Raw genomic sequence first — 26,728 nt, forward strand, 5'->3', positions numbered from 1 at the left:
AGGCAGGTATGGCGCTTGATGGGGCACGGCATACCCCTTAAGGATTAAAGTTTTTGAACTGTCTGGCAAGTCTGTTGCAATACAATTTATTCATTTATTTGATATTTAAGGCATATTGATTGCCGAAAATATCAATAACCATGATGATTAAGGGTGGAATATTTCTGTAGGAAATTTGTTATTATTCTGACATTTCAGCCCCGTAAGGTGTGGTCTTCTTAAAAACCGAAGAGTTAACAAGACAATGCATCTGGTAAAAAAACTTCTCGCAGTGAGCGTCCTCCTGTCAGCTTCTGTGCAGGCGCAAAATATCCTCGAATTCCCACAGCCTGATAACAACCCGGAAGAGTTTTACGCCGTCACCGAAATTCCGGCGGGCGGGATTATTAAGTATGAAACGGATGCCAAAACCGGCTTTATCGTGGCCGATCGCTTCCAGTCGATGCCGGTGGCCTACCCGGCAAACTACGGCTCACTGACCCAGTCTCTGGCGGGGGATGGCGATCCGCTGGACGTCATTTTCTACACCCGCGCCCCGATGGCACCGGGCACCCTGATTAAACTGCGCGCCATTGGCGTGCTGAAGATGATCGACGGCGGTGAAAAAGACGACAAAATCGTGGCAGTGCCAGCCAGTAAAATTGACCCGACCTATGACGACATCAAAGAGTTGAGCGATCTGCCGAAGATTGAACAGCAGCGTCTGGAGTCGTTCTTCCGCGTTTACAAACAGCTGCCGGAAGGGCGCAAGTCGGTGGAACTGAACGGCTTTAACGATGCCGCCACCGCTAAACAGGAAATCAAACAGGCATGGGATGCCTGGAAAACGAACCAGCCGAAGTAAAAAGATGCCCGGCGGCGGCTACCCGCCGGGCATTTTCCTACAGCTGCGCCGTCAGCGCGGCAATCTCCTCCTGCCACTGTGCCTGAAGCTGCGGCTTCTGATGTTTCGGCTTACGCAGCCGATCTTCTTCCAGCAACCTCTCCAGCAGCACCAGCCGCTCCAAAAGATCTTCCGCGGGGTTTGCCCGATCGTCATCCTGTGCAACGGGCGCGGGGAGAGTGCTCTGGCCATTGCCGTCGCGAAGACGGGCAAACACCGCGTCGGCGTCATGCCATTCGCTGAGCAGACCATCTTCAATCAGCCAGAAGCGGTTACAGCTCTGACTGATTAACTGCCGGTCATGGCTGACCAGCAGCACACCGCCCTCGAACTGTTGCAAGGTGTCGGCCAGTGCCTCTTTACCTTCCATGTCCAGATGGTTGGTCGGTTCATCGAGCATCAGCAGGCTGAAGCGGGCCAGAGTCAGGCCGATAAACAGCAGCCGTGAACGTTCCCCGCCGCTGAGCGTACTGACCTTTTGCCCGTGCCGCGCCCAGGCGAACCCGGCAGAAATCAGCGCCATTTTGCGATCCTGCGGGTTGGGTGCGAATGGCTCCAGGGCATCAATCAGCGTGGCGTCATCCGCCAGCTGATGCAGGGTCTGGTCGTAATACCCCATTGCCACACGCGGATGGATCTTCAGCCCCGCATGCAGTTCCTGGGCGATGAATTGCTGCCAGATAAGTCGCATCAGAGAGGATTTGCCGCAGCCGTTACGCCCGACAATCGCCACCCGGTCGCCGCTTTTAAGCCGGACGTTTTCTATCGCGAACAGTGGCGCAAGGCCGGGTGCAGGCGGAACGCCAAGCGCGTCAATCTCCAGCAGTCGGTCGGCCCTCAGCGCATCGCCGCGCAGGGTTAAAGTCCAGGGACTGCCGGTGGTCAGCGCCGTCTGGCTCTCCTTCAGCCGCTCCACCTGGCGTTCCATCTGTTTGGCTTTGCGGGCCAGATCTTCGTTATCGTAGACCTTACCCCAGGTCGCCAGCCGTTTTGCGCTGGCGGTGACCCGGTCGATCTCCTTTTGCTCGGCTTTATGGCGCAGGGCGTCGCTTTCGTCTTTCTCTATCAGCGCCTGACGCGCGCGGGTACAGGGAAGGGCGAAGTAGTGTAACGTTTTGTCCCGCAGGATCCAGCAGCCATTGGTGACGGCATCCAGTAACTGCCTGTCGTGCGAGACCAGCACAAAGCTGCCGGACCAGTTTTGTAGAAACTGCTCCAGCCACAGCAGCGTCGGCAGGTCGAGGTGGTTACTGGGTTCATCCAGCAGCAACAGATCCGGCTCGTTTATCAACGCCCGCGCCAGCAACAGACGGGTGTGCTGCCCGCCGCTGAGGGTGGCCGATTGCAGGGCCGTGTCCTGCGGGGTAAACCCCATACCCGCCAGCAGAGCTTCTGCCCGCCAGCGCAGGCTTTCGCGCTCGGCCACCGGCAGCTGCGCCAGAACCGCGTCGATCATGGTCAACGGATAAACAGATTCAGGAAGATGTTGCTCCACCCGCGCCATCAGACAGTGCCCGGCCAGCGCTACCCTGCCGGAGAGGGGCGTGTCAGTGCCGTCGAGGATCTTCAGCAGGGTACTTTTGCCGCAGCCGTTATCGCCCAGCAGACCAATGCGGTCGCCTTTTTTGAGGCTAAAGGTGAGGTCGTTGAACAGCGTGTCAAAGGCAGTATCAACACGAAGAGAAAGTGCAGTCAGTAATGTGCTCATTTGCTTACTCAAGAGTTACAGGCATGAAAATGCCTCGTCAAACATCGCTGACGATAACCCGGTAAGCCCGAGAGAAGGGATTCAGTCTTGGGTGTCTTCGCTCAAGCCAAAGTTATCGCAGCACGAAACCGATAACGCTTGAGCTGACGCGATCGCCAAGGTGAAGTGAAATATCAAAGATTTCACAGCACAGCATAATTAGCCTCCTTTTATATTCAGTGGGTTGATGGATGAAAGGAGTGTAGCGGGGTTTGGTATCTCCGGCAAGCAGGCGTGATTTTCGCCGGGTAGCGCTGCGTTCACCAGGGGGGAAATCCTCACCCTGAGTATGTGGTTGCATTTTAAAACCATCTGACCTACCCTCTAAATGGTTTTATTATGGAACCACATCGAGAGAGGCTGACAGCATGAATGTGCAACTGAGAACGGGTGTATCAACCAGCCTGGCGTGGCTCTTCGCCATCGCCAGCGGCCTGAGCGTGGCAAATGTCTATTACGCCCAGCCGCTCCTCGACGCCCTGGCCCGGGATTTCGGTATCAGTCACGCGGCGGTCGGCGGGGTTATCACCGCCACACAGTTGGGATGCGCGCTGGCGCTGCTGTTTCTGGTACCGCTGGGTGACAGGGTGGATCGCCGTCGTCTGATGGCGATGCAAATGCTGGCCCTGACGTTCGCACTGGTTGCAGTCGGCATGGCGCAGTCCACGCTTGCCTTGCTGGCGGGAATGCTCGCCGTCGGGCTGCTGGGCACGGCGATGACCCAGGGGCTGATCGCCTATGCTGCCAGCGCCGCGGCCCCTCATGAACAGGGGCGGGTAGTGGGCACGGCGCAGGGTGGCGTCTTTATCGGTCTGCTGTTGGCACGGGTTTTTGCCGGGGGCGTCAGCGACCTGGCGGGCTGGCGCGGGGTCTATTTTTGCGCCGCGCTCCTGATGCTGGGGATTGCGATCCCGCTGTGGCGACGGCTGCCCATCTTGCCGCCGGCCTCACGCACGCTCAGTTATCCGCGCCTGCTGGCCTCCATGCTGACGTTGCTGCGTCAGGAGAAAGTCCTGCAGGTCAGAGGAATGCTGGCGCTGTTGATGTTTGCCGCTTTTAACATCTTCTGGAGTGCGCTGGTGCTGCCCCTGAGCGCACCGCCTTACAACTTTTCCCATACCCTGATTGGCGCATTTGGCCTGGCGGGAGTGGTGGGTGCGCTGGCCGCCGCGCGGGCCGGGCAGTGGGCCGACAGAGGGTATGCCCGGCGTACCAGCGGATTAGCGCTCCTGGTGCTGCTGTTGGCCTGGTGGCCGCTGTCGCTGATGGACATTTCACTCTGGGCGCTGGTGATGGGGATCGTGCTGCTGGACCTGGGCGGCCAGGCGCTGCACGTCACCAATCAGAGCCTGATTTTCCGCACCCGCCCGGACGCGCATAGCCGGCTGGTGGGGCTGTACATGATGTTTTATGCCGTCGGCAGCGGACTGGGTGCCATCAGTACCACCGTCACCTATGCCCGTTTCGGCTGGCAAGGGGTGTGCACACTTGGCGCATCGGTCAGTTTGCTGGCGCTGGCGTTCTGGTGGATGACGCAACGCCAGCGCACAGAAACACGGGATTGCGCCAGTGAACGCAGGTGAATTCTCAGGCGCACTGTCGTAAAATCAGGTTTTTGCCACAGGTAACTTCACAATGGCTCTGATCCCTAAAAACTACGCGCGGCTGGAAAGCGGCTACCGCGAGAAAGCATTAAAAATCTATCCGTGGGTATGTGGGCGCTGCTCCCGTGAGTTCGTTTATTCAAACCTGCGTGAGTTAACGGTTCACCATATCGATCACGACCATACCAATAATCCGGAAGATGGCAGTAACTGGGAACTATTGTGTCTGTTTTGCCACGATCATGAGCATTCCAAATACACGGAAGCGGATCAGTACGGCACCACCGTGGTGGCTGGCGAAGACGCGCAAAAAGACGTGGGCGTGGCGACCTATAATCCGTTTGCCGATTTACAGGCGATGCTGAATAAGAAGAAGTAACCTGCGAGGGTTGGGATGTGCGCCCTGATGCCCTCATCCCAACCTGCACGCGCAAAGAGAGTAAAAAAAGCAACTTACGTTTTAATGCCAGTCAGTTAAAAGATTCGGTATCTCTAAATGACCGAAGTGGAAAGGTTCCGTTCACTAAAGCATCTCTGCTTTATGCCCCCTCCGCTGCGGTGAACGTGCCAGGGGGGCTCGCCGCCTCCCCCCTGGCTACCCCGGCTCCCGGCCAGGAAAATCGCCGCTTCGCGGTGCACTCAGCTTATTCCTTCAGGCTTTCGGGTCGGGCACCAGCCTGCATCCATGCAGGCTATGCCCTCTCGGCGCGTCCCTGCGCCTCGCCCCGGCCTTACGGAAACGCTTCGTCGATTTTCAGCCGGATTCACGCTCCCTCAAGCTTCTCTGCGGTTTGAATGGGGCACGGGGGTTGATTCCCCGCTGAAACCGGCGAACCGGAGACCGGATGACAAGGGCTGGCCGCCAGGGATGGCGGCCAGAGGCGAATCGAGACAGGATGTCGAGTTGAGCCGACCGCAGGCAGCCGGTCGGGAGGTGAGCGCAGTGCGAAGCACCGGTTTCATTGCGGGGCCGCGGGGATTGACAAGGGGGGCCCGGCGGCCCCCTTGTCACGTTCACGGGTTGTGTAATGCCATGTTCTGCTGAACCTGAGGTGAACGGAACAATCCGCCGGGCTTAACTGACTGGCATTACAACTTACGTTGCCTTTTTGCTTTTAGATTGAAGTCCTGCGGTAGCTGCGGTATTCCGGCTGCCAGAAGTTCTCATCAATCGCCTGCTGCAACGCATCGGCAGAGGTTTTCACCGCCACACCTTGCTGCTGCGCCATTTTACCCACGGCAAAGGCAATCGCCTTTGACACCACGTGAATATCTTTCAGCTCCGGCAGAACCAGGCCTTCACCGTTATTCACCAGCGGCGAGTGTTTAGCCAGAGTTTCGCTGGCAGACATCAGCATCTCATCGGTGATGCGCGAGGCGCCCGAGGCGATCACCCCCAGGCCAATCCCCGGGAAGATGTAGGAGTTGTTGCACTGGGCGATGGGGTAGGTTTTATCCTTCCACACGACCGGCGCGAACGGGCTGCCGGTAGCGACCAGCGCATTGCCCTCGGTCCAGGCGATGATGTCCTGCGGGGTGGCTTCCACGCGGGAGGTCGGGTTCGACAGCGGCATCACGATAGGACGCGCGCAGTATTTATGCATCTCGCGGATGATCTCTTCGGTGAACAAGCCGGTCTGCCCGGAGACGCCAATCAGAATATCCGGCTTCACGTTGCGCACCACATCCAGCAGGGACAGCACTTCGTTGTCGGTATCCCAGTTTTTCAGATTCTCGCGTTTTTGCACCAGTTTGGTCTGGAACGGCAGCAGGTTCGGCATGGCATCAGTCAGCAGGCCGAAGCGATCCACCATAAAGACGCGCGAGCGGGCCAGCTCTTCGCTTAACCCTTCCCGCTGGGTCTGGGCGATGATCTGCTCTGCGATGCCGCATCCGGCAGAACCGGCGCCCAGGAAGACAATCTTCTGATAGCTTAACTGGTTGCCTGCCGCGCGGCTGGCGGCAATCAGGGTGCCGACGGTGACCGCAGCGGTGCCCTGAATATCATCGTTAAAGGAGCAGATTTCGTCGCGATAGCGATTCAGCAGCGGCATGGCGTTTTTCTGGGCAAAATCTTCAAACTGCAACAGCACGTCCGGCCAGCGATGTTTCACCGCCTGGATGAAGTCGTCCACGAACTGGTAATACTCGTCGTCCGTGATGCGCGGGTGACGCCAGCCCATATACAGCGGATCGTTAAGCAGCTGCTGATTATTCGTACCGACATCCAGCACAACCGGCAGGGTGTAGGCCGGGCTGATGCCGCCGCAGGCGGTGTACAGCGACAGCTTACCAATTGGAATGCCCATCCCGCCGATACCCTGATCGCCAAGACCAAGAATACGCTCGCCGTCGGTCACCACGATCACCTTGATGTTGTGGTTTGACACGTTCTGGAGAATGTCATCCATGTTGTGACGGTTCTGATACGAGATAAACACGCCGCGCGAGCGACGGTAAATTTCAGAGAAGCGTTCGCAGGCAGCACCGACCGTCGGGGTGTAAATCACCGGCATCATCTCGTCGAGATGGTTTTGCACCAGTCGGTAGAAGAGGGTTTCGTTGGTGTCCTGAATATTGCGCAGGTAGATGTGCTTATCAATTTCGGTTTTGAAACCCTGATACTGGATCCACGCCCGCTCGGCCTGTTCTTCGATGGTTTCGACCACTTCTGGCAGCAGGCCCAGCAGGTTGAAGTTGCTGCGCTCTTCCATGCTGAAAGCGCTGCCCTTGTTCAGCAGGGGGAATTCCAGCAGAACCGGTCCGGCATAAGGGATATAAAGGGAACGATGTCGGGTTGATTTGTTGTCCATGTCACTCACTTAATTTTGGGAAATCCGTCCCTGGCACTGGTATTGATCATTGTCGCTATTGTGCCCGCAGGGGATGTCAGGGGCATAGTATAAAGGAGGTGAATGTTAAAAACCGCAACGTACAAATAAAAACACCACCGGCAATGCCGATGGTGTCGGGGATCCTGTAGCGAACTTACTTAGGTTCGTGTCGTTTTCTGCCAGTAGCGTGGGTGACCTGCGTTTCGCTGTCGCCCTCAATCACCACTTTACGCTGGTTAGAGAGTTTGTAGTTCAGTCCCAGAATATGGCGTGCCTGACGGTTCGATTTCATAGTAGCTCCTCAATCCTGTTAATAGTGATAAGGCGAACGAAATGTAACCCCTAAGGTTGCAGATCCAGCATAGCAGGTTTTTACAAACTGGCGTGCTGACCGCTGACGACGTAATTAATGGTCTGCTGGTAGATGTCACTGAGGATGTCATTGTCTGAGGCTTCAACCCACTTGGTGAGTTCCATCAAAATGTCATCTTCGGTGACAGCGCCCAACTCTGCGCGTAAACCCTGTGCAATAGCATTAACCAGCTCTGGCTGTGCGGATGGGGTAGTTGCTGATGTATAAGTAAACATAGTGCCTCCGTGTCGTTTTCTGTTTAATGTTCCGGTTCGCAATGACTTAACGCACATTCAGAATGGCAAAATTTTATTGCGCTGTGTGTAAGACTCGTCCTGGAAATAAAAATATCATTATCCTGGTCTTTTTAAGGATATATCACGGCTTCCAGCGACGCCGGTCTGTATATTTCTCATAAGGCATGGGTGAGGGCCAGGATATCAGTTCAATGACGCTACCCCAGGGCGTTTTCCCGTAGCAAAAAGCATTGCCTTCTCCCTGCTCGGCCGGAAAGGAGAGCGCCTTAGGCTCGGTAAACATCTCGCCACCTGCCGCCGTAAAGCGTGCTATCGCCTGTGCGAAATCATCAACTTAGACGGCAAAGTGTTGAAGACCAAAGTCGCTTGCTCGCGCGGGTGGTTGCTGTTCCGGGCCATGCATTTCGAAAAGTTCAATCCCCGGCCCATGTGGCATGGCCAGCATACGTATTGCGCGAACTTCTGTGCCGGGTACCAGGCGTAATGTCTTCTGCTGGGCATCGGGATCAATATTTCCGTCGCCAGGCTCTACGGATCGATATATTTCTTTGGCGTGAAAGGCCTGCTCAAAAAATAGCGTGGCCTGATTAATATCCGGTACGGTAATACCAATGTGGTCGATACCTCGGGCGGGTGAATTCATGCGCGACTCCTCTTTAAAAAAACAAAATATAGCAGGCTGACAGGGGACGTTATATTTTTGCGGCGGGTGAATAACTGCACAATGTCATGAGACTCTTCTGTCTTTGAGGCAATACTGAATCTCTCTTCTATACTTAACCCCTTGTAAGCCAAAAGGAGAACACTTATGACAATTCACAAACACGGTTCGGCACATTGGTCTGGCGATATTAAACGCGGCAAAGGTACGGTTTCTACCGAAAGCGGCGTCCTGAATCAGCAACCTTATGGTTTCAATACCCGCTTTGAAGGGGAGAAAGGCACAAACCCGGAAGAGTTGATCGGCGCAGCGCATGCAGCCTGTTTCTCAATGGCCCTGTCCCTGATGCTGGGCGAGGCGGGTTACACGGCCGACAGCATTGATACCACCGCCGATGTGTCGCTGGATAAAACTGACAGTGGCTTTGCGATCAGCAAAATTGCCCTGAAGAGTAAAGTGACCGTCCCGGGCATTGATCCCCAGCAGTTTGACGGCGTTATCCAGAAGGCCAAAGCCGGCTGTCCGGTTTCTCAGGTGCTGAATGCCGAGATTACGCTCGACTACACCCTGAACTGATCCTTCCGCCGGGCGTTATGCCCGGCTATCCCTTCACCGCCTCTGGAAACACCTCCGCCAGCCACGCAATAAAGACTCTTAAACGCTGCGTCACGTGCCGGTTTTGTGGATACACCACATAAAACGGATAGTGCGGTGGACGCCACTTCGCCAGTATCTCCATCAGCGTCCCTGCCTCCAGCAAGGCCCCCGCGGCGTAGCGAAAGGTCTGGATAATGCCCATCCCGGCAACCGCTGCCGCCAGATGCGCGTTGCTCTCATTTACCCCGATATGGTGGCGCAGGGTGATTTCGTGGGTTTCGTCGTTGTACGTAAAGCGGAAAGGGAACGCGCGGCCGGTCGCCGGGGAGAGATAACTCACCAGCTTATGACCATTGCGCAGCTCCTCCGGGTAGGCGGGGATCCCGTGCTGCTTCAGATAGTCCGGGGTGGCGCAGGTGACCATCTCTGCATTGCCGATATGCCGGGCAATAAGCGTGGAGTCTCCCAGCGCGCCGCCGCGGATCACGCAGTCTACATTGCCACTGATTAAATCCACCGGACGGTCGGCCACCCCCAGGTCGATGCGGATGTCGGGATAACGGCGCATGAAGTCTGGCAGCAGCGGGATCAGCACGTCCCGCGCCGTCGAACCACCCACATCAATACGCAAATGACCCTGCGGCTGTTGTTTGATCGCGCTGAACGAGGTGTCGATATCTTCGATGTCAATTAATACCCGCCGGGCTTTTTCGTAATAGTCCTGTCCTTCCGGGGTGGGCGTCACCCGTCGGGTGGTGCGCTGTAACAACCGCACGCCCAGATGCGCCTCCAGCGCCTTGACCAGTTTACTGAGCGTGGCGATGGGCATGTTCAGCGAGTCTGCTGCCCGGGTAAAACTGCCGGTTTCCACGACGCGCGTAAAGGCGCGCATTGCCATTAACTGATCCATCGGGAGGCGCTCACGAACGGGTGGATTATTGCCACAGGGAAAAAGTGATTTCCATTTTTGCTGATTTTTCCCTAATCCCGCAAGCGGTACAGTGCATCCACACCAACAACAGACAAGGTAAATCAGATGAACACAGTATTAGCAGGTAAAGTCGCTCTCGTCACCGGTGGTACCAGCGGTATCGGTCTGGCAACCGCCAAAGAGCTGGCCGCTCAGGGCGCGAAGGTATATATCACCGGACGTCGTCAGGCAGAACTGGATAACGCCGTCGCCAGCCTGGGCGGACAGGTCACCGGCATCCGCGCCGACGCCTCACGCCTAGAGGATCTCGATACCGTTTATGCGCAGATTGCGGAACAGGCCGGGCGGCTGGATGTGTTGTATGCCAACGCGGGGGGTGGCGATATGCTGCCGCTGGGTGCCATCACAGAAGAACATTTTGACCGTATCTTTGCCACTAACGTACGCGGTGTGCTCTTTACCGTGCAGAAAGCACTGCCGCTGCTGGTCTCCGGGTCGTCGGTGATCCTTACCGGCTCGACTGTCTCCATCAAAGGCACTGCTAACTTCAGCGTCTACAGTGCCAGCAAGGCGGCAGTGAGGAATTTTGCCCGCTCCTGGGCGCTGGATTTACAGGGGCGCGGGATCCGGGTCAACGTTGTCAGCCCTGGCCCGATTAAAACCCCAGGTCTGGGAGAGCTGGTGCCGGAAGATCAGCGCCAGGGGTTGTTTGATGCGTTAGCCGCGACTGTCCCACTGGGACGCATTGGCGAAGCGGAAGAGGTAGCAAAAGTGGTGGCGTTCCTCGCCTCCGATGCCGCCAGCTTTATCAACGCCGCCGAGCTGTTTGTGGATGGCGGGATGGCGCAGATTTAACGCTGATAAAGTAGGGTAAGGTTGCCGCCGAGGCGGCGATCCTGTAACGGACGGCTGGCATCCAGGCGTGACAGTGTCACTGAACTGCAGTGAGACAGGTTGCACCAGGGTTCCAGCCATTCGAGATCTCCATCCTTTTGCTGCAACACATAGTTCACCAGCCGCGCCAGCGCGCCATGGTTCTCCTGCGTCACATCCACCTTATTCGCCGCGGCAAAACTGGCGATCATCACCAGCGGCTGCAGGGCATAATTATGATAGGCCACTGCCCGCTCGCGACGGCGTTGTTCGTTTGCCAGCGTGCCGTCGGCGGCAATCTGTCCGGCGGCGATGCGGTACTCTTTCAATGACCAGACGAACAGATCCCGACGGTCGAGCGCCACGGCGCTGGCCATGACCGCCCATGCCGCCCAGTAGCTGTGGTTATTGGTGCTTTTCATCGGCAGGCCATCCCACTCCTGTACCACCCGATCCGCCAGCTGGCCCAGCCAGCGTTCTGTGGTCTGCTGCCCGGCAAGGGAAGTTCCGGGGGTAAACTTCAGCTCCAGCCAGCTGCTGGCCAGCGTCGCCAGCGCCCATTTACGCATTGCGCGGCCGGTGTGGCTGGTTTGCCCGGAGAGTAACGCCCCGGCGTCGGCCCATGTCGCGTAGCCCTCCAGAATACAACGTAAGGTTCGCGGATCCCCGCTCTGTTTATAGCGCCAGACCATTTTCGAAATCCCCCGTTCAAAGCCGACGATGGGCTTAGTCGCGGCACGAAATGCCTGTTCGGCCTGCGGATTGAGCGTGGCGCGGGCGCTGTCGGATCCTTCATATTTACTGCGCAACGCCAGGGGGGCGGTGTAGGGCGCGGGCAGGGTCACGCAGCCGCCCGATGCCGTGTGCGGCAAGGGCTGGGTAAAACCAACGGGAGGCACCAGCGGAGCGGCCAGCGCATACCCCGGCAAACAGAGCAGCAGCCACAATGTTCGTTTCATCAACACCTCCGCCGACATTTAACCGGCACTTTGATTATTTTTGAGCCGAATCGTTTCTTTGCTGATATATCTTTTTAATATTATTAGTCCATGAATGTAATGTATGCTAAACAAGTGTTTAAAAAGCCTAACCATCTTTCGGGAACAATAGCTGTGCTGACCACTCTCATTTACAAAAGCCAGTTAAATCCGTCCTGTAAATCCTTATCCCTCCTCGCACTTGTTGAAAAGGCCAAACAGAGCAATACCCTGTTGGATGTCACGGGCATTCTGCTGTTTAACGGGAGCGATTTCCTGCAGATCCTCGAAGGGTCTGAAGAGGTCATTGAGACGTTATTCGCGCGCATCAGCAAGGACAAGCGTCACGACAGCGTGGTGGAACTGATGCGTGATTACGGCCCGCGCCGACGCTTCGAAAACGTCGGTATGCTGCTGTTCGATCTGCGGGTCGACACGCCAAAATCGGTCCTGTCTTCGGTATTGCGCTACAGCAAGCTGGACAATTATCTGGCGGCGCAAGACCGGGTATTTAAATTCATTCAGACTTTTATTATCCAGCCCAAAAAGACGGCGGGTGAGTTAAACTTCCGGCCTGAAAAATGGACGATGGTCCCGGAGCATATGCCTTTCGGCAAAACCATTAACGGGCTGATTGAGAATCAAATTTGCCAGTTTGCCCTGCAGCCGATCGTGGAACCTACTGAGGGAAAAATCTCCTCGCTTGAGGCGCTTATTCGCGGTAACGACGGCGGTAGCCCGGAGCGGTTCTTTAACGCTCTGGATCAGGACAAAGTGTACGAGGTCGATCTGCTGACCAAAGCCTATGCCTTTGCGCTGGCCGAGAAGATCGACATTGGCGATCATAAAATTGCCATTAACCTGCTGCCGATGTCGCTGGTGAATGTGCCCCACGCCGTCGATTTTCTGATGGATCAGATCCTCGCCCACGGTTTGCAGCCGGAGCAGGTGGTGATTGAAGTGACCGAAAACGAAATGATCTCCGGGTTTAACCAGTTTAATAGCGCCATCAAACAATTAAGGGCGGCGGGGATCGGCCTGGCCATTGACGATTTTGGGTCAGGCTATGCCGGGCTGTCGCTGCTGACCCGTTTCCAGCCGGATAAGCTAAAAATCGATCGCGAGATTGTTAGCAACATTCATTTAAGCGGCCCAAAGCAGGCGATTGTGAAGTCGATCATCAGCTGCTGTACCGATATGGAGATAGCGCTGGTGGCAGAAGGCATCGAGAAAATCGAAGAGTGGTGCTGGCTGGAGTCGGCAGGCATCAAGCGTTTTCAGGGCTTTTTATTCGCCCGGCCTAAATTAAATGGTGTGGGAGAAATTCACTGGCCGCAATTTACCCGTGATGAATATTTGAGCGATTAACGCTGCAACAGATAATCAAGCGCTAAACAGATAAAAAATCTCAATGTTTAACAGGGCCGAAATATCCGGCCCTGTTGCGCAATATAATGATTTAAATAAGTATTAACGACATTATTGATGTTCGCATAAATAAATAACTTTAATTCAATATTAAGGGGCAAATGCCGATAACACTTCAGACCGTTTTATTTCTGAGGTAGTTATGTCGTTAAAAAAGTCGTCCCTTGCCATTCTTCTTGCCTTACTGTTTTTCTTTGTTGCCAGTGCCGCAACCAACGTCTGGCTGGCCATTAAAAGCAATGATTCTCTGGATAACGTGAATAAAGAGATTCAGGTGGTGTTATCCATCATCGATCCCATTAACCACAGCCGTACCCTGCGCGTGCGGGTCATGGAGTACATGAAGCAGGTCGAGAGTGGCGATACTGCGGGTCTTGCGGAGAAGCTGGACTCGGTAAAACTCGCGCTGACCAAAGCGGATGGCGCTTTCGCCGCCTTTAACGACGCGCCGCGCCTGGCAGATGAGGCCCCGTTAGTGAAGGACTATGACGATGCCTGGCTCGCCTATCGCAATGAAGGCCTGTCCCCGCTGATCGACGCGGCCTCAGCGCACGATGCGGCAAAATTCAATGCCCTGATCCCGCAGATTTCCCGGCTCGACCGCCAGTATGAAATCGTTCTCGATCAGGTACTGTCTGTGCATCAGAAATATGCGAAGCAGCTGAATGACGATGCGCGCACTCATTTTGCATCCGGCTTAACCATTATTGCCGCCTTTGCCGCGCTCTTTGTGGTGGTGATTATCGGGGTGAGCGTCCTGATGAAGCGGTATGTGTTTGCTCCAATCAACCTCGCCCGGGAACACTGCAGCCAGATTGCCGCCGGGCAACTGACGGAAGCCGTGCCGCAAAAGGCGGGTTCGAATAACGAAATCGACCTGCTGATGGGGTCGATGGAGCAGATGCGTCTGGCCCTGCTGGAGACCATCTCTCAGGTGCGCGAAGCCTGCCGTACCGTTAACTACGCCTCGCAGGAAATCGCCTCGGGCAACATCGACCTGGCCTCACGTACCGAGCAACAAGCTTCAGCCCTGACGGAAACCGCCGCCAGCATGGAGCAGTTGAGCGCCACCGTTGCCAATAACACCGACAATGTGTATCAGGCTGGTAAGCTGGTGCAGGATGCGGTGAACAACGCCCGCACCGGGGAGGCGGTAACCCGCGAGGTGATCGAGACCATGAACACCATCGCGGCCAACTCCCAGCGTATCGAAGACATCACCAGCGTGATCAACAGCATTGCCTTCCAGACCAATATCCTGGCGCTGAATGCCGCGGTGGAAGCCGCCCGGGCCGGCACACAAGGGCGCGGTTTTGCGGTGGTCGCGACCGAAGTCCGTACCCTGGCGCAGAAGAGCGCCGTGGCGGCGAAGGACATTGAAAACCTGATCGCCCAGTCGGTTTCCAGCGTGAAAAACGGTTCTCAGCTGGTGAATCGCTCAGGGGAAGTGATTCATGCCATCATTAACTCGGTCAATAAAGTGAACACGCTGATGGAGCAGATCTCGGTGGCCTCGGAAGAGCAAAGCCGCGGAATCGGCCAGGTCGGCCAGGCGGTGACCGAGATGGATGGCGTGACCCAGCAAAACGCCGCCCTGGTGCAGGAGTCTGCGGCCGCTGCTGCCTCGCTGGAAGAGCAGGCGAAGCATCTTACCCAGAGCATCGCCAGCTTCAGACTGCCGGAACCGGCATAACATAAGAGCACTGCTTCCGGCTTGCGGGTGCGGCCGGTTCTCCCTCGCCCTGACCCTCTCCTCAACGGGGAGAGGGGATTTATCTCCCTCCTTCTGTTCCTGTCGAAGTGACTCATCTCACATTACTTTCCTGGTCTATGCTTGAAGTTCATGCGCGGCGTCATGCCTGCGCATTTTCTCTTTTTCCCTCTGCTTAGTGATAAACGCAGGTAACCCGAGGATCACGGGTCAAACGAGGTGATGGAATGACTGCTAAATCTATTAGGTATTGGGGTTGTGAATATAGCGATGCGAACAACGTTCGCTTTCATCTGTGGGCCAGCGGTCAGCAGCACGTAACCCTGCGCCTGAATGACGAAACGCTGCCGATGAACCCGACCGGCGACGGCGGATTTGAACTGACGGTCAACAACGTTGCCCCAGGTTCTGCGTACAGTTTTATCCTGCCTGACGGCTCCGCAGTACCCGATCCGGCCTCCCGCGCGCAGCAAGGGGATGTCAACGGCCCTTCGCTGGTGTGCGATCCTCACAGCTATGTCTGGCGCAATACCCACTGGCAAGACCGCCCCTGGGAAGAGAGCGTGGTCTATGAGCTTCATATCGGGACCTTTACCCCTGAGGGCACCTTCCGCGCGGCCGCCGACAAACTGCCGTACCTGGCCTCGCTCGGCATTACCATGATTGAGCTGATGCCGGTCTCCCAGGCCGGAGGCAACCGTGGCTGGGGGTACGACGGCGTACTGCTGTATGCCCCGCACAGTGCCTACGGTACGCCGGATGAGCTGAAAGCCTTTGTCGATACCGCCCATGGGCTGGGGCTGTCGGTGGTGCTGGATATTGTCCTTAACCATTTTGGACCGGAGGGTAACTACCTGCCGAAGCTGGCCCCGGACTTCTTCCATCCGGAACGCATGACCCCGTGGGGGAACGGCATCGCCTATGACGTGGCCCCGGTGCGTCAGTTTATTGTCGATGCGCCGCTGTACTGGCTGACGGAGTTCCGCTTCGACGGCCTGCGCTTTGACGCCATCGACCAGATCGAAGACACCTCCGAGCCGCACGTGTTAATTGAGATCGCCACCCGCATTCGCGCTGCCATTACCGACCGGCCGGTGCATCTGACCACCGAAGACAGCCGCAACGTGGTGTTTCTTCATCCGCGTGAGGAGGACGGCAGCGTGCCGTTGTTCACCGGGGAGTGGAATGACGATCTGCACAATGCCGTCCACGTCATGGCCAGCGGTGAAACCCACGCCTGGTACCAGGATTTTGCTGAAAAACCCGAACAATGGGTGGCGCGGGCGCTGGCGGAAGGCTTTGCTTATCAGGGGGAACGTTCCCCGCAAACCGGTGAAATCCGGGGTGTGAAAAGTACCGCTCAACCGCCAGCGGCCTTCGTCGATTTCATCCAGAATCACGATCAGGTTGGTAATCGTGCTCAGGGCGATCGCTTGTTAAGTCTCATTGGGGAAGAGCGTACCCGAGTACTGATGGCTGCGCTGCTGCTGTCGCCGCATATCCCCCTCATGTTTATGGGTGAGGAGTTCGGTGAAACCCAGCCGTTCCTGTTCTTTACCGATTTTCACGGAGACCTGGCGCGGGCAGTGCGGGAAGGGCGCGCCAAAGAATTTAGCGATCACGACGAGACCGTACCGGATCCGAATGCCCCTGAGACCTTTGCCCGTTCGAAACTCGACTGGGACAAACTCAACCAGCCTGACGGCCAGAACTGGCTGCGCTTTACCCAGCAGCTGTTGCAGCTGCGCCAGCGGGCTATTGTGCCGTTGCTGGCCGGCGCGCAGGGCGGGAATGGCAGGGTGATAAAAACGGCCCCGGGTTGCGTGGTGGTGAACTGGACATTTATACAGGGTACGCTGTCGCTGGCACTTAATACGGGTGATCAGCCGCAGACGATGCCCGAGATAGCGGGTGAAACATTGTTTGCCTGGCCTGAAGGCCGCACGGAACTGCTCGCGAACACCGTTATTGTACGTTTTGCACAAGGAGAACCGACCTGATGATCCCCACAGCGACCTGGCGTATTCAGTTTCGTAACGGCATGACCTTTGATCGTGCCGCCAGTCTGGTGCCGTATCTGCAACAGCTCGGCATCAGCCATCTGTATGCTTCGCCAATATTTACTGCCGCCCGGGATTCGACGCACGGTTATGACGTCACCGATGCTAACGAGATTGACCCCTCCATCGGAGGCCGGGCCGGTTTTGAGCGGCTGGTCAGCGCCCTGAAGGCGGCCGGGCTGGGTTTGATCCTTGATATTGTGCCGAACCACATGTCCACCTCGCTGGAAAATGCCTGGTGGCGTGATGTGATTGAGCATGGGGAAAAGAGTCGCTACGCCCGTCATTTTGATATCGACTGGTCGCGCCGTCTGACGCTGCCGTTTCTGGGAGATGATTTTGAAGTGGTGCTGGCGAACGGTGAGCTCAGCGTGCAGCGCGATCCCAACACCGGCAAACCCGCGCTGGCCTATTTCGACAACTTCTACCCGCTGACGCCCGACAGCTGGCAAGGGCGCGAAGAGGAGGTGTTGAGCCTCAGCGATCCCGCGGCTATCAGCCGGTTGCACGACCAGCAGCCGTGGCGGCTTACCAGCTGGCGAGATGCGCCGAACGAACTCTCCTGGCGTCGCTTCTTCGAAATCACTGGCCTGGTGGGCGTGCGGGTTGAAGACGACGCGGTGTTTGATGACAGCCATGCCCTGATCCTCGCCCTGGTGCGTTCGGGAGCGGTGGACGGGCTGCGTATTGACCACGTGGACGGGCTGGCCGACCCGCGAGCCTACCTGCAACGTCTGCGTCAGGAGGCAGGTGCCGACTGCTATATCACGGTGGAGAAGATCCTCAGTAAGGGCGAGAACCTGCCCACCGACTGGCCGATCTCCGGGACCACCGGCTACGAATTTATCGCCTCGCTGTCAGAGGTGCTGATAGATGACGACAAAATCGACAGTCTGCGTCAGGCCTATGACAAGGTGATGGGCCGCCCGGTCGATATGCACGACGAACTGCGCGACGCGCGGTTGCTGATGGTGGACAGAAACTTCGCCGGGGAATTTTCCACTCTGCTGAAGCTGGCGAAAACCCTTTCCGAAACGGAAGGCGTCCAGGTGGAAGAGGAGCCTCTGCGGCTGGCATTGCGCGAGCTGCTGGTGGCCTTCCCGGTGTACCGCACCTATGGCACGGCACAGGGAATGTCAGCCGCGGATGTGCGCCTGCTGAACAGCGTGGTCGCCACAATCAGCGCCGATCCTGACGCCATCGCACTGCTGATGCGTATTTTGACCGGCGAGGTCTCTGAGGAGGCCCGCGATACCGCCACGCATTTCCGCACCCGTTTCCAGCAGCTGACCGGGCCGCTGATGGCGAAGTCGGTGGAAGATACGCTGTTTTTCCGTCAGCACATGGATCTGGCGCTCAACGAGGTGGGAGCCGAGCCGGTGCCGCAGGCTTTCTCGCTGACGCGCTTCCACACCGAGATGACCGCGCGACGTGACCGTCAGCCGGATGCGCTTTCCGGCACCTCGACCCACGACACCAAGCGTGGAGAAGATGCCCGCGCCCGGCTCTATTCTTTGACCGAAGCGCCGGAGGTGTGGGCGGAATGCGTGGCCCGCTGGCAGCAGTTGAACCAGACCCACGTTCGCTTTCTGAATGATGGCACGGCGCCGCGCGGTGCCGATACCTGGATGCTCTATCAGGCGCTGGCGGGTGTCTGGCCGCCAGAGCTGGACCCGCAGGATGCGGCGGGGCTGAATGCCCTGGAAGAGCGCTTCCTGGCTTTTGTCGAGAAGGCGCTGCGCGAGGCCAAGCTGCGCACCGACTGGGTGGACAGCAACGAAGCCTATGAAACGGTGGTACTGGAGTATGCCCGCCATCTGTTGTCCCCGGACAATCAGGACTTCCTGCAGGACTTCAGTTCCTCGTTACGTCCGTTTATTCGCGCCGGGCTGGTGAACAGCCTGAGCCAGACGGTGATCAAACTTACCGCACCGGGGGTGCCGGATGTTTATCAGGGCAGCGAGGGGCTTAATTTTAGCCTTGTCGATCCTGATAACCGCCGCGAGCCAGATTTCGACCAGCTTCGTCAGCAGCTGGATACGGCAGACCCTCATATTGCCGCCCAGGAGGCGAGCTGGCTGAACGGGCAGTTGAAGCTGTCTGTCACCCGCACGCTACTGCATCTGCGCCAGCGCAAACCGGCGCTGTTCCGCCTGGGCAGCTATGTTGCGCTGCTGACCCGTGGCGAACGGGCGGATAAGGCGATTGCCTACGCCCGCGTCGATGACGATGACGTGCTGATTGTGGTGGCACCGCGGCTGGCGCTGGCAAATGCCGCACAGACGTTTCCTGTTACCGGGGCGGCCCTGTGGGGCGCGACAGAGGTGGTTCTTCCTCCCGAACTGGCCGGGCGCCGCTACCGGGATTGTTTCAGTGGTGAAACCCTGACCTTAGGCGAAAGCCTGCATTTGAATGAAGCACAGGATTGCTGGCGGGTGTTACTGGCCTGCGGCTGATGATTATTACTGTTCGAGGGAGAGACTCTATGGCATATGACAAAATTTATGAAATTCAGGCGGGGCAAAGTTATCCCCTTGGGGCGAATTACGATGACAAAGGGGTGAATTTTGCCCTCTTTTCCGCCTGCGCCGAACGTGTTGAGCTGTGTCTGTTTGACCCGAGTGGTAAATCTGAAATAGCCCGTCTCGAGTTACCGGAATACACCGATGAAGTCTGGCATGGCTATGTCCCGGATCTGAAACCGGGTGCGTTGTACGGCTACCGGGTCTATGGCCCTTACGATCCTGAAAATGGCCACCGCTTTAACCCGCATAAGCTACTGATTGACCCTTATGCCCGGGCGTTGACCGGGGAGCTTATCTGGAACCCCGCCCATTTTGGTTATGAGCTGGGGCATGACGAGCTTGATCTTAGCTTTGATACCCGCGACAGCGCGCCTTATACCCCAAAATGCCGGGTTGTTGACCCGCGGGTGTTCGACGGTCAGGACCCGCACCGCCCGGCGGTGCCCTGGTCCAGCACCATTTTGTACGAAACCCATGTGAAAGGTTTTACCCAGCTTAACCCGGCGATCCCGCCTGAATTGCGCGGCACCTTCGAAGGGATGGGGCACAAAGCGACGGTGGATTACATCAAGAGTCTTGGCATTACGTCGGTTGAACTGTTGCCGGTGCATGCTTTCCCGGACGATCAGCATCTGCTGGATCGCGGGCTGAAGAACTTCTGGGGCTATAACACCCTTAACTTCTTCGCCCCGGCGTCACGCTACGGCGGCCCGAACGGCATCAAGGGCTTCCGCGACATGGTGCGCGCCTTCCACGATGCCGGTATCGAGGTGATCCTCGACGTGGTGTATAACCACACCGCCGAGGGTAACGAGCTTGGCCCAACGCTGTCATTCAAGGGGATCGACAACTTCTCTTACTACCGCACGATTGCCGGTCAGCACCGTTACTATGTGAACGACACCGGTACAGGTAACACGGTGAATACCTCGCACCCACGGGTGCTGCAGATGGTGATGGATTCCCTGCGTTACTGGGCAGAGTCGATGCACATTGACGGCTTCCGTTTTGACCTCGGCACCATTCTTGGCCGCGAGCCGGAAGGGTTCGATCAGCGCGGCGGCTTTTTCGATGCCATGATGCAGGATCCGCTCCTCTCGCGGTTGAAGCTGATTGGCGAGCCGTGGGACATCGGCCCTGGTGGCTATCAGGTCGGGGGCTTCCCGCCAGGCTGGGGCGAGTGGAATGATAAATACCGCGACACCGTGCGCGAATACTGGCGCGGCGATAACGTCTCGTCCGATTTTGCCGCACGCCTGCTCGGCTCCGGAGATCTGTATGACCAGCGCGGGCGTCGCCCGTGGGCCAGCATCAACTTCATTACCGCTCACGACGGGTTTACCCTGAACGACCTGGTCTCCTTCAACGAGAAGCACAACGAAGCCAACGGCGAGGACAATAACGACGGCCACAATGATAACCGGTCATCGAATTATGGCGTTGAAGGCCCAACCGACGATGAGCAGATCAACGCCCTGCGTGAACAGCAGAAACGTAACTTCCTGACCACGCTGCTGTTCTCTCACGGCACGCCGATGCTGCTGGCGGGGGATGAGTTTGGCCGTAGCCAGTTGGGTAACAACAACGGCTACTGTCAGGACAGTGAGATCAGCTGGGTACACTGGGAAAACCTCCCGGAAAGCGCCGAGGCGCTGCGCAAGTTCACCCGACATCTGATTGAGCTGCGCACCAGCCAGCCGCTGTTGCGCCGCGAAAGCTGGCGTGACGGAATGGAGATCCAGTGGTTTAACGCGGGTGGCGGGCCACAGTTGCCGGAGCACTGGGACGAGGGGACGACCCTTGGGCTGTATCTTACCCGGCCCGACCTGCACGATCAGCCGGGGATCTGGGAGGAGGTGCTGCTGTTAATCAACCCCTACGAGGGGTCGGTGCCGTTCCGAATCCCGGAATGCGGTCAGGATGGCTGGGTGCTGGAGCTGAGTACGGCAGGTGATGAGCAGATGGGGCAGGCAGTGCTCCCGGATACTGATTTCCCGCTGCCAGGCCGCAGCATCGTGCTGTTACGGCGGCCATAACGCGCGGGGTTACTTGCCAGCCCGTGCTCTTTCCCACGGGCTGGTGGTCTCGTCGTCGACGTCAGTCGGCGCGGGATCGTCCAGGGAGTCAAGATAGAGGGCTTCGACTTCGGCGCGTGCCCATGGCGTGCGGCGCAAAAATTTGAGGCTGGATTTGACGCTGGGATCGCTGTTAAAGCAGTTGATTTTAATCAGCTTACCCAGCTGCGCCCAACCGTAGCGCGCCACCAGGGCATTGATCTGCATCTCCAGCGTGACGCCATGCAAAGGATCTTTAGAAGGGTGTGCTGTCACAGGCATCCTTTTATATTCTGGCAAGGGGTTAAAAGCGGGGAGGGTACAAGAAAAGCAGGGGGCCAGCAAGCGCCTTGACGGGTTCCCAGGCTTAAGGAAAACGCGATGTTGATAGCCCAGATTTCAGATATTCATGCCGCTCCCGATAACGATCATCTGGCCCGCTTTGACCGGGTACTCAGGTGGCTGAGACAACTCCAGCCTGACGCGCTGGTGCTTTCCGGGGATTTAACCGACAACGATTGGCTTGAGGGGTATCAACAGATCGCCGCCCGTCTGGCTGAGGAGCATTATCCTTCTTTAATACTGCCGGGTAACTCAGACAATCGTCGCCTTATGCGCGCGTTATGGCGCGAGGAGACAGGGGTAAAGGATGCCTGTGATGGCGCGCTGCATGCCGTTCTGGAGGTTGGTGGTCTGCGTCTGATGGGTCTTGATACAACGGTGGAGGGGCACGATCACGGCTCTGTGACGGCGCATCTGGACTGGCTGGAGAAGCAGCTCAACCGGGCCGACGCGCTGCCATCCATTCTGTTCCTGCATCATCATATTTTTGCCTGCGGCATACCAACCCTGGATCAGACCCTGTGCAACGGGCTGGATCGGCTGGAAGCCCTGATTCACCGCGCGGCGACCAGACCGCTTGCGATGGCTTCAGGACACGTACACAGACCGGTGGCCGGGATGTTTGCGGGCATACCAGCACATATTTGTGCCTCCGTGTGCCCGGCCAATCCGGTCTGGTTTGGTAGCGAGCGGGTTCCTCCCGCCGAGGACGCGCCGGGGCTAATGATCCATCGCTACGTCAATGGCGCGCTAACCAGCCATCATGTGAGGGTATAACCGCGAACGGATGTTTTTGAAACGCTGTTCCGTTATAATGCCTCTCCCGAACCCGATGCCATTGACTCCATGAAAACGCCTCATAAAAACGTCCGTGCCTTTCATTTCTCCGCCTTTCGCTATCTATTTTTTGCTCGCTTCCTCACCGTGCTGGGGAATGGTATCGCTCCTATCGCCCTGGCTTTTGCGGTGCTGGATATCGGGGGGTCGGTCTCCGATCTGGGTATCGTTGTCGCGTCCCGGTCGATCTTCAACGTACTTTTCCTGCTGCTGGGCGGGGTGTTAGCAGACCGTTATTCCCGTAGCCGGGTGTTAGTTGCCTCTTCCGTGGTGGCGGCCCTTTCACAGGCTATTGTGGCCTGGTCGGTACTGGACGGGTCTGCGACGGTCACCGGACTGGCCTTGCTTGGCGCCATCAATGGCGCTGCTGCCGGCATTGCTTTACCGGCCTCATCCGCGCTCATCCCCCAGACGGTTCCCGCCAGGAACCTGCGTCAGGCCAACGCCTTTCTTCAGGCCGGTATTTATGGCGGGACGGTAATCGGCGCGTCGCTGGGCGGTATTTTAATCAGCGCTGTCGGTCCCGGCTGGGGATTGGCCATTGATGCGCTGGGCTTCGCCGCCGCGGCACCGCTCTATCATTTCATTCGCGTGCAGCCCGTCGAAACGGGTTCAACGCAAAGCAATATCCTGCAAGACCTGAAAGAGGGATGGAAGGAGTTCGTTAGCCGGGCCTGGGTCTGGGCTATCGTCGTCCAGTTCACCATTATTAATGCGGCCTTCAGCGGCGTGATGATGGTGCTGGGGCCAGTGATTGCGGATGCTTCATTTGGTCGAGCACACTGGGGGTTTATCATTGCCGCCCAAAGTATCGGCCTGATCGTCGGATCATCCCTCGCGCTGCGCTGGCGTCCTCGCCGCGACCTCTTCATTGGGGTGATGCTGATGTCGTTTTGCGCCTTACCCATTTTCATGCTGAGCCAGCTGGCTACCACCCCCTGGCTTATCGCTGCGTTCTTTATGGCTGGCGTCACCTTTGGGCTGTTTGGCGTCGCCTGGGCGCAGTCTCTGCAAACCCACATTCCCCCGGAAAAACTGGCGCGGGTCTATGCCTATGACGCGGTAGGGTCGTTTGTGGCCATTCCCTTTGGTGAACTTATCGCTGGCCCGCTGGCGATTCAGTACGGCACCAGCAACGTGCTGCTGGTTTCAGCCCTGGCGGTGGTGATTGCCACGGCAGGGGCCAGTCTGGTACCGGCAATCCGGCGGCTGGAGAGTGGTTCTCAGCCTGAAACGCATACTCTGCTTGGGGAACGCAGCCTGTAAGACGGGCAAATCCCTTTGCTCCCCGTTTGGGTAGGGGCGTAAAGGGGGCCTTTCAATGAATAAACGCGACAGGTACATTGGAAGAAAATTATAAATAAGGGAAATATACTAATGTGCAGAGCCTTCGCGGTTTTTGCTTTCCTGTTAGCCCCAACAATTGTCCACGCGGCCTCGCATGAAGAGGTATTGCGCTTAAATGCCGTACAACAGCCGGGTGCTCAGGTTATTTGTCATGTTCCGATAACGATCGTGGCGGATAATAAGCCCGTCATCCTGGATTACAAAAACAGCATGACCGTGATCGCTAATCAGGGTGACACCCGGGTATTTCAGGTCATCACAACCTTTATAGCCAAAGGCAAAACCACCTCTTACATCACACAACGCTATCGGCTCAGTATCACCACAGACGAAACGGGGCAGCTACATACCGTTGATCCGAACAGCATCAGTGTGACCAGCCCCTTTTCAGCGGAGTTGGCACGGGAAAATGAAGACCAGCTCCGCAATAATGCTCCTCCGAGTTATCAGTCTGACAGCATGGTCACGGTGACTGATTTCCCGAACTTCACCGTTCAGGGATATGATTACGGTCCCGTTACGGAATGCACCGTTTTGCCTGCAAAGGGACATTAACACCGGCGCGAATAACACAGATACCCAGCATCAGGCGCTAGGACCCCCAGCGGGTTCTCAAATACCGCACCGCCTCCTGCGCCTGAGGCTGATTGAGATTGTTCTCGCGGAACAAAATCGTGCCGTCGATGTGCGGCTCGGATTCGTTCAGGTCAAGCTGCTTTTTCAGCTCCGGCACGCCGCCTTTCACCGTCCAGTCTGGCTCTTTGCTTGACGGCTCGCCCACCTTATACAGCGCAACGCCAATGTAGAGGCGGGTATGGGTTGGTTTCACCACCCCGGCCCACCATTTCGCCAGCACGTCATACCGCGCTGCATCCCGCGAAAACGGCCAGTAGATCTGCGGGGCGATATAGTCCAGAAAACCCTGCTGCACCCAGCGACGGGTATCGGCAAAGGACTCGTCATACGCCGCGGCACCCCGTGTGTCGGACCCGGCCGGATCGTGGGAGCGGTTACGCCATACTCCTGCCGGGCTGACGCCGAACTCGACGTTAGGGTTGAGCTGTTTAATGGTACGCGAGACCTGAGCAATCAACTTCTGGGTATTATCACGGCGCCAGTCGGCTTTCGAGTCAAAACCCTGGCCATACTGGCGGTACGTCTGGCTGTCATTCAGCATCGAGCCGGGGGTTTCGGTATAGAAGTAGTCATCAAACTGCACGCCGTCCACCGGGTAACGCGACACCACTTCTGCCACGATGCTGGTGATCCAGTCCCGCGCTTCAGGAATGCCCGGGTCGAGAACATAGCGATCCCCTGCGGTGCGGATCCACTCCCGATGCAGAACAAACACGCTCGGCGGATTTAGCGACAGGGTACGGTTCAGCTCCGCGACCGTGCCGGGGCGGGTATTGGTGGAGACGCGATAAGGGTTAAACCAGGCGTGGACCTTCATTCCGCGCTTGTGTGCTTCATCGAGCATAAACTGCAGCGGGTCATAGCCGGGATCTTCACCGATTTTGCCGGTCAGCATATCGGACCACGGCAAAATCTTTGACGGCCACAGGGCTGTACCGTCCGGTTTGACCTGGAAGAATACGGTATTAATCCCGAGACTTTTCAGGTTATCCAGCTTATCGGTCAGCGCCTTTTGCTGCATAGCGATCCGCGATGCGGCAGGGCGACCGTTCACCGACTCCAGGGGCGGCCAGTCGAGGCGGGAGACGGTAGCCAGCCAGACGCCACGCACCGGCTCATGTCGGCCTGTTTTATCCGGCAGGGGATGTTTAGCTACCGGCGGCAGCGGAGTAACCAGCGATTTTGGCGGCGTAGAGCTGCAACTGACCAGCAATAATGCCCCCGCGATCAGGGCACCTGAACGTTTAAGCCGGGTCGTAAGCTGAAAATGACGTGAGCAGGCGATGATAGACTCCATTTCTATAGTGTGTCGCCGGGAACGTTTATTTTCGTTCTATTCGGAGGCAAGTCAATTTTTAACGGTGAGTGCTACTCGCGTGAGTATTGGTCGCCGCTATCCCTGTCAGCTATGACATCAGCCGATAGTGCGACTGCACCAGACCTGAAGGGAAGCTGCGGCTGGATAACAATGTCAGATTGATATCCCGGGACAGGGAACCGAACAGCGGTTTTCCTGAGCCCAGCAGGACAGGAACGGTAGTGATAACCATATCGGCGACCAATCCTTCACGCAGAAACGACTGAATCACTTGCCCGCCATCGAGATAGACGCGCTGTACGTTCTGCGCTGTCAGGTCATTGAGCACGTCCTTTGGCGTGTGGCGTGAGAACTGCACTTTGCCCTTCAGCGCTTCGGGCACCGGGGTATCGGCCAGCTGTCGGGAGAGTACCAGCACTGGGCGGTCATAAGGCCATTCCTTAAAGGTCAGCACCTTCTCATAGCTCCCCCGACCCATCACGATCCACTCTTTGTCCGCAATGAACGCTGTATAGCCATGATCTTCTGTCGGATCATCGCGCTGCAACAGCCAGTCGATATCGCCATCCTGGCGGGCAATGTAACCATCAAGACTGACCGCGATAAAAACATGTGTGCTAACCATCCGCTGCTCCGTATTCAGGTTGCCTGTCGCCAGTTAAGTGTAGTGATGTTAGCAATTTCGTCATTAAACCACGGCACGCCTGTTTATTCGTTTGCCTGCCTGTCGATTGCTTTATTGCCTGAGTTAAGA

General features: G+C 57.1%; 22 protein-coding genes and 1 pseudogene. 13 read left to right on the forward strand and 10 right to left on the reverse strand.

Going from position 1 to position 26,728, the window contains the following annotated elements:
* Positions 1-244 precede the first annotated feature (244 nt).
* Positions 245-844: an inorganic diphosphatase gene (locus C3F35_RS00335; RefSeq protein ID WP_059307925.1), complete on the forward strand. Its 600-nt coding sequence runs from the start codon at positions 245-247 to the stop codon at positions 842-844.
* A gap of 37 nt (positions 845-881) precedes the next feature.
* Here the strand turns inward: C3F35_RS00335 and C3F35_RS00340 are convergent, their stop codons facing one another.
* Positions 882-2,591 carry an ABC-F family ATP-binding cassette domain-containing protein gene (locus C3F35_RS00340; protein WP_103792366.1) on the reverse strand — a complete coding sequence of 570 codons (1,710 nt, stop codon included), beginning with the start codon at positions 2,589-2,591 and terminating at the stop codon, positions 882-884.
* A gap of 407 nt (positions 2,592-2,998) precedes the next feature.
* Between C3F35_RS00340 and C3F35_RS00345 the strand changes: the two genes are divergently transcribed.
* Together C3F35_RS00345 and yajD are read left to right on the forward strand one after the other, a co-directional pair.
* Positions 2,999-4,213 (forward strand): MFS transporter, encoded by a 1,215-nt coding sequence (locus C3F35_RS00345; RefSeq protein ID WP_103792367.1) that lies wholly within the window; start codon positions 2,999-3,001, stop codon positions 4,211-4,213.
* Positions 4,214-4,265: 52 nt separating this feature from the next.
* The gene (gene yajD, locus C3F35_RS00350; protein WP_032618133.1) at positions 4,266-4,613 is read left to right on the forward strand and encodes an HNH nuclease YajD; all 348 of its coding nucleotides are present in this window, start codon (positions 4,266-4,268) and stop codon (positions 4,611-4,613) included.
* A 736-nt stretch (positions 4,614-5,349) separates the two neighbouring features.
* Here the strand turns inward: yajD and C3F35_RS00355 are convergent.
* The 4 genes and pseudogenes from C3F35_RS00355 to C3F35_RS00370 form a co-directional block, all read right to left on the reverse strand.
* Positions 5,350-7,047, reverse strand: a complete 1,698-nt coding sequence (locus C3F35_RS00355) for an NAD-dependent malic enzyme (protein WP_032618125.1) — start codon at positions 7,045-7,047, stop codon at positions 5,350-5,352.
* Between the two features lie 175 nt (positions 7,048-7,222).
* Positions 7,223-7,360 carry a stationary-phase-induced ribosome-associated protein gene (gene sra / locus C3F35_RS00360; RefSeq protein ID WP_032618124.1) on the reverse strand — a complete coding sequence of 46 codons (138 nt, stop codon included), beginning with the start codon at positions 7,358-7,360 and terminating at the stop codon, positions 7,223-7,225.
* An 80-nt stretch (positions 7,361-7,440) separates the two neighbouring features.
* Positions 7,441-7,656 (reverse strand): biofilm-dependent modulation protein, encoded by a 216-nt coding sequence (gene bdm, locus C3F35_RS00365; protein ID WP_032618123.1) that lies wholly within the window; start codon positions 7,654-7,656, stop codon positions 7,441-7,443.
* Between the two features lie 142 nt (positions 7,657-7,798).
* Positions 7,799-8,320, reverse strand: a pseudogene (locus tag C3F35_RS00370) (VOC family protein).
* 165 nt (positions 8,321-8,485) lie between these two features.
* On the opposite strand from C3F35_RS00370, the gene C3F35_RS00375 reads away from it, so the two are divergent.
* Positions 8,486-8,914, forward strand: coding sequence for an OsmC family protein (locus C3F35_RS00375; RefSeq protein WP_032618121.1), 429 nt, complete (start codon positions 8,486-8,488; stop codon positions 8,912-8,914).
* 25 nt (positions 8,915-8,939) lie between these two features.
* Here the strand turns inward: C3F35_RS00375 and C3F35_RS00380 are convergent, their stop codons facing one another.
* Positions 8,940-9,845, reverse strand: coding sequence for a LysR family transcriptional regulator (locus C3F35_RS00380; RefSeq protein ID WP_103792368.1), 906 nt, complete (start codon positions 9,843-9,845; stop codon positions 8,940-8,942).
* 126 nt (positions 9,846-9,971) lie between these two features.
* Here C3F35_RS00380 and C3F35_RS00385 point away from each other — a divergent pair, with 126 nt between their 5' ends.
* On the forward strand, positions 9,972-10,721 hold the full coding sequence (locus C3F35_RS00385; protein ID WP_032618119.1) for an SDR family oxidoreductase: 750 nt from the start codon (positions 9,972-9,974) through the stop codon (positions 10,719-10,721).
* On the opposite strand, the gene C3F35_RS00390 is transcribed toward C3F35_RS00385, so the two are convergent.
* Positions 10,718-11,698, reverse strand: coding sequence for a mannuronate-specific alginate lyase (locus tag C3F35_RS00390; protein ID WP_164529818.1), 981 nt, complete (start codon positions 11,696-11,698; stop codon positions 10,718-10,720). The genes C3F35_RS00385 and C3F35_RS00390 overlap by 4 nt on opposite strands.
* Before the next feature lie 153 nt (positions 11,699-11,851).
* Here C3F35_RS00390 and C3F35_RS00395 point away from each other — a divergent pair, with 153 nt between their 5' ends.
* The 5 genes from C3F35_RS00395 (at position 11,852) to glgX (ending at position 21,476) form a co-directional block, all read left to right on the forward strand.
* Positions 11,852-13,084, forward strand: a complete 1,233-nt coding sequence (locus C3F35_RS00395) for a diguanylate phosphodiesterase (protein ID WP_032618117.1) — start codon at positions 11,852-11,854, stop codon at positions 13,082-13,084.
* 202 nt (positions 13,085-13,286) lie between these two features.
* Positions 13,287-14,837, forward strand: coding sequence for a methyl-accepting chemotaxis protein (locus C3F35_RS00400; RefSeq protein WP_103792369.1), 1,551 nt, complete (start codon positions 13,287-13,289; stop codon positions 14,835-14,837).
* Between the two features lie 245 nt (positions 14,838-15,082).
* Positions 15,083-16,855, forward strand: a complete 1,773-nt coding sequence (gene treZ / locus C3F35_RS00405; RefSeq protein WP_103792370.1) for a malto-oligosyltrehalose trehalohydrolase — start codon at positions 15,083-15,085, stop codon at positions 16,853-16,855.
* On the forward strand, positions 16,855-19,371 hold the full coding sequence (treY, locus tag C3F35_RS00410) for a malto-oligosyltrehalose synthase (protein ID WP_103792371.1): 2,517 nt from the start codon (positions 16,855-16,857) through the stop codon (positions 19,369-19,371). The genes treZ and treY overlap by 1 nt, the downstream gene beginning before the upstream one ends.
* A 29-nt stretch (positions 19,372-19,400) precedes the next feature.
* A complete protein-coding gene (glgX, locus tag C3F35_RS00415) occupies positions 19,401-21,476 on the forward strand; it encodes a glycogen debranching protein GlgX (protein WP_103792372.1) in 2,076 nt (691 codons plus the stop codon).
* 9 nt (positions 21,477-21,485) lie between these two features.
* Here glgX and C3F35_RS00420 read toward each other — a convergent pair whose 3' ends face one another.
* Positions 21,486-21,770, reverse strand: coding sequence for a VF530 family DNA-binding protein (locus C3F35_RS00420; protein WP_032618132.1), 285 nt, complete (start codon positions 21,768-21,770; stop codon positions 21,486-21,488).
* A gap of 105 nt (positions 21,771-21,875) precedes the next feature.
* Here C3F35_RS00420 and C3F35_RS00425 point away from each other — a divergent pair, with 105 nt between their 5' ends.
* The 3 genes from C3F35_RS00425 to C3F35_RS00435 all read left to right on the forward strand — a co-directional run bounded on the left by C3F35_RS00425 (position 21,876) and on the right by C3F35_RS00435 (position 24,575).
* On the forward strand, positions 21,876-22,613 hold the full coding sequence (locus C3F35_RS00425; RefSeq protein ID WP_103792373.1) for a metallophosphoesterase: 738 nt from the start codon (positions 21,876-21,878) through the stop codon (positions 22,611-22,613).
* 69 nt (positions 22,614-22,682) lie between these two features.
* Positions 22,683-23,939, forward strand: coding sequence for an MFS transporter (locus tag C3F35_RS00430; protein WP_103792374.1), 1,257 nt, complete (start codon positions 22,683-22,685; stop codon positions 23,937-23,939).
* A 111-nt stretch (positions 23,940-24,050) separates the two neighbouring features.
* Positions 24,051-24,575 carry a hypothetical protein gene (locus C3F35_RS00435; RefSeq protein ID WP_103792375.1) on the forward strand — a complete coding sequence of 175 codons (525 nt, stop codon included), beginning with the start codon at positions 24,051-24,053 and terminating at the stop codon, positions 24,573-24,575.
* Between the two features lie 37 nt (positions 24,576-24,612).
* On the opposite strand, the gene C3F35_RS00440 is transcribed toward C3F35_RS00435, so the two are convergent.
* Together C3F35_RS00440 and C3F35_RS00445 are read right to left on the reverse strand one after the other, a co-directional pair.
* A complete protein-coding gene (locus tag C3F35_RS00440) occupies positions 24,613-25,953 on the reverse strand; it encodes a glycoside hydrolase family 10 protein (protein WP_059307936.1) in 1,341 nt (446 codons plus the stop codon).
* Between the two features lie 109 nt (positions 25,954-26,062).
* Positions 26,063-26,599 (reverse strand): dihydrofolate reductase family protein, encoded by a 537-nt coding sequence (locus C3F35_RS00445; RefSeq protein WP_103792376.1) that lies wholly within the window; start codon positions 26,597-26,599, stop codon positions 26,063-26,065.
* Between the last annotated feature and the right edge of the window lie 129 nt (positions 26,600-26,728).

This window comes from Leclercia sp. LSNIH3 (genome assembly GCF_002935105.1).
GTDB lineage: Bacteria > Pseudomonadota > Gammaproteobacteria > Enterobacterales > Enterobacteriaceae > Enterobacter > Enterobacter adecarboxylatus.

Coding starts and splice junctions, on each gene's coding strand:
- bdm (WP_032618123.1), bottom strand. CDS start 7,656: ATGTTTACTTATACATCAGCAACTACCCCATCCGCACAGCCAGAGCTG.
- C3F35_RS00355 (WP_032618125.1), bottom strand. CDS start 7,047: ATGGACAACAAATCAACCCGACATCGTTCCCTTTATATCCCTTATGCC.
- glgX (WP_103792372.1), top strand. CDS start 19,401: ATGGCATATGACAAAATTTATGAAATTCAGGCGGGGCAAAGTTATCCC.
- C3F35_RS00430 (WP_103792374.1), top strand. CDS start 22,683: ATGAAAACGCCTCATAAAAACGTCCGTGCCTTTCATTTCTCCGCCTTT.
- C3F35_RS00340 (WP_103792366.1), bottom strand. CDS start 2,591: ATGAGCACATTACTGACTGCACTTTCTCTTCGTGTTGATACTGCCTTT.
- C3F35_RS00345 (WP_103792367.1), top strand. CDS start 2,999: ATGAATGTGCAACTGAGAACGGGTGTATCAACCAGCCTGGCGTGGCTC.
- C3F35_RS00400 (WP_103792369.1), top strand. CDS start 13,287: ATGTCGTTAAAAAAGTCGTCCCTTGCCATTCTTCTTGCCTTACTGTTT.
- C3F35_RS00390 (WP_164529818.1), bottom strand. CDS start 11,698: ATGAAACGAACATTGTGGCTGCTGCTCTGTTTGCCGGGGTATGCGCTG.
- sra (WP_032618124.1), bottom strand. CDS start 7,360: ATGAAATCGAACCGTCAGGCACGCCATATTCTGGGACTGAACTACAAA.
- C3F35_RS00385 (WP_032618119.1), top strand. CDS start 9,972: ATGAACACAGTATTAGCAGGTAAAGTCGCTCTCGTCACCGGTGGTACC.
- C3F35_RS00375 (WP_032618121.1), top strand. CDS start 8,486: ATGACAATTCACAAACACGGTTCGGCACATTGGTCTGGCGATATTAAA.
- C3F35_RS00335 (WP_059307925.1), top strand. CDS start 245: ATGCATCTGGTAAAAAAACTTCTCGCAGTGAGCGTCCTCCTGTCAGCT.
- C3F35_RS00445 (WP_103792376.1), bottom strand. CDS start 26,599: ATGGTTAGCACACATGTTTTTATCGCGGTCAGTCTTGATGGTTACATT.
- C3F35_RS00440 (WP_059307936.1), bottom strand. CDS start 25,953: ATGGAGTCTATCATCGCCTGCTCACGTCATTTTCAGCTTACGACCCGG.
- treZ (WP_103792370.1), top strand. CDS start 15,083: ATGACTGCTAAATCTATTAGGTATTGGGGTTGTGAATATAGCGATGCG.
- C3F35_RS00380 (WP_103792368.1), bottom strand. CDS start 9,845: ATGGATCAGTTAATGGCAATGCGCGCCTTTACGCGCGTCGTGGAAACC.
- treY (WP_103792371.1), top strand. CDS start 16,855: ATGATCCCCACAGCGACCTGGCGTATTCAGTTTCGTAACGGCATGACC.
- yajD (WP_032618133.1), top strand. CDS start 4,266: ATGGCTCTGATCCCTAAAAACTACGCGCGGCTGGAAAGCGGCTACCGC.
- C3F35_RS00425 (WP_103792373.1), top strand. CDS start 21,876: ATGTTGATAGCCCAGATTTCAGATATTCATGCCGCTCCCGATAACGAT.
- C3F35_RS00435 (WP_103792375.1), top strand. CDS start 24,051: ATGTGCAGAGCCTTCGCGGTTTTTGCTTTCCTGTTAGCCCCAACAATT.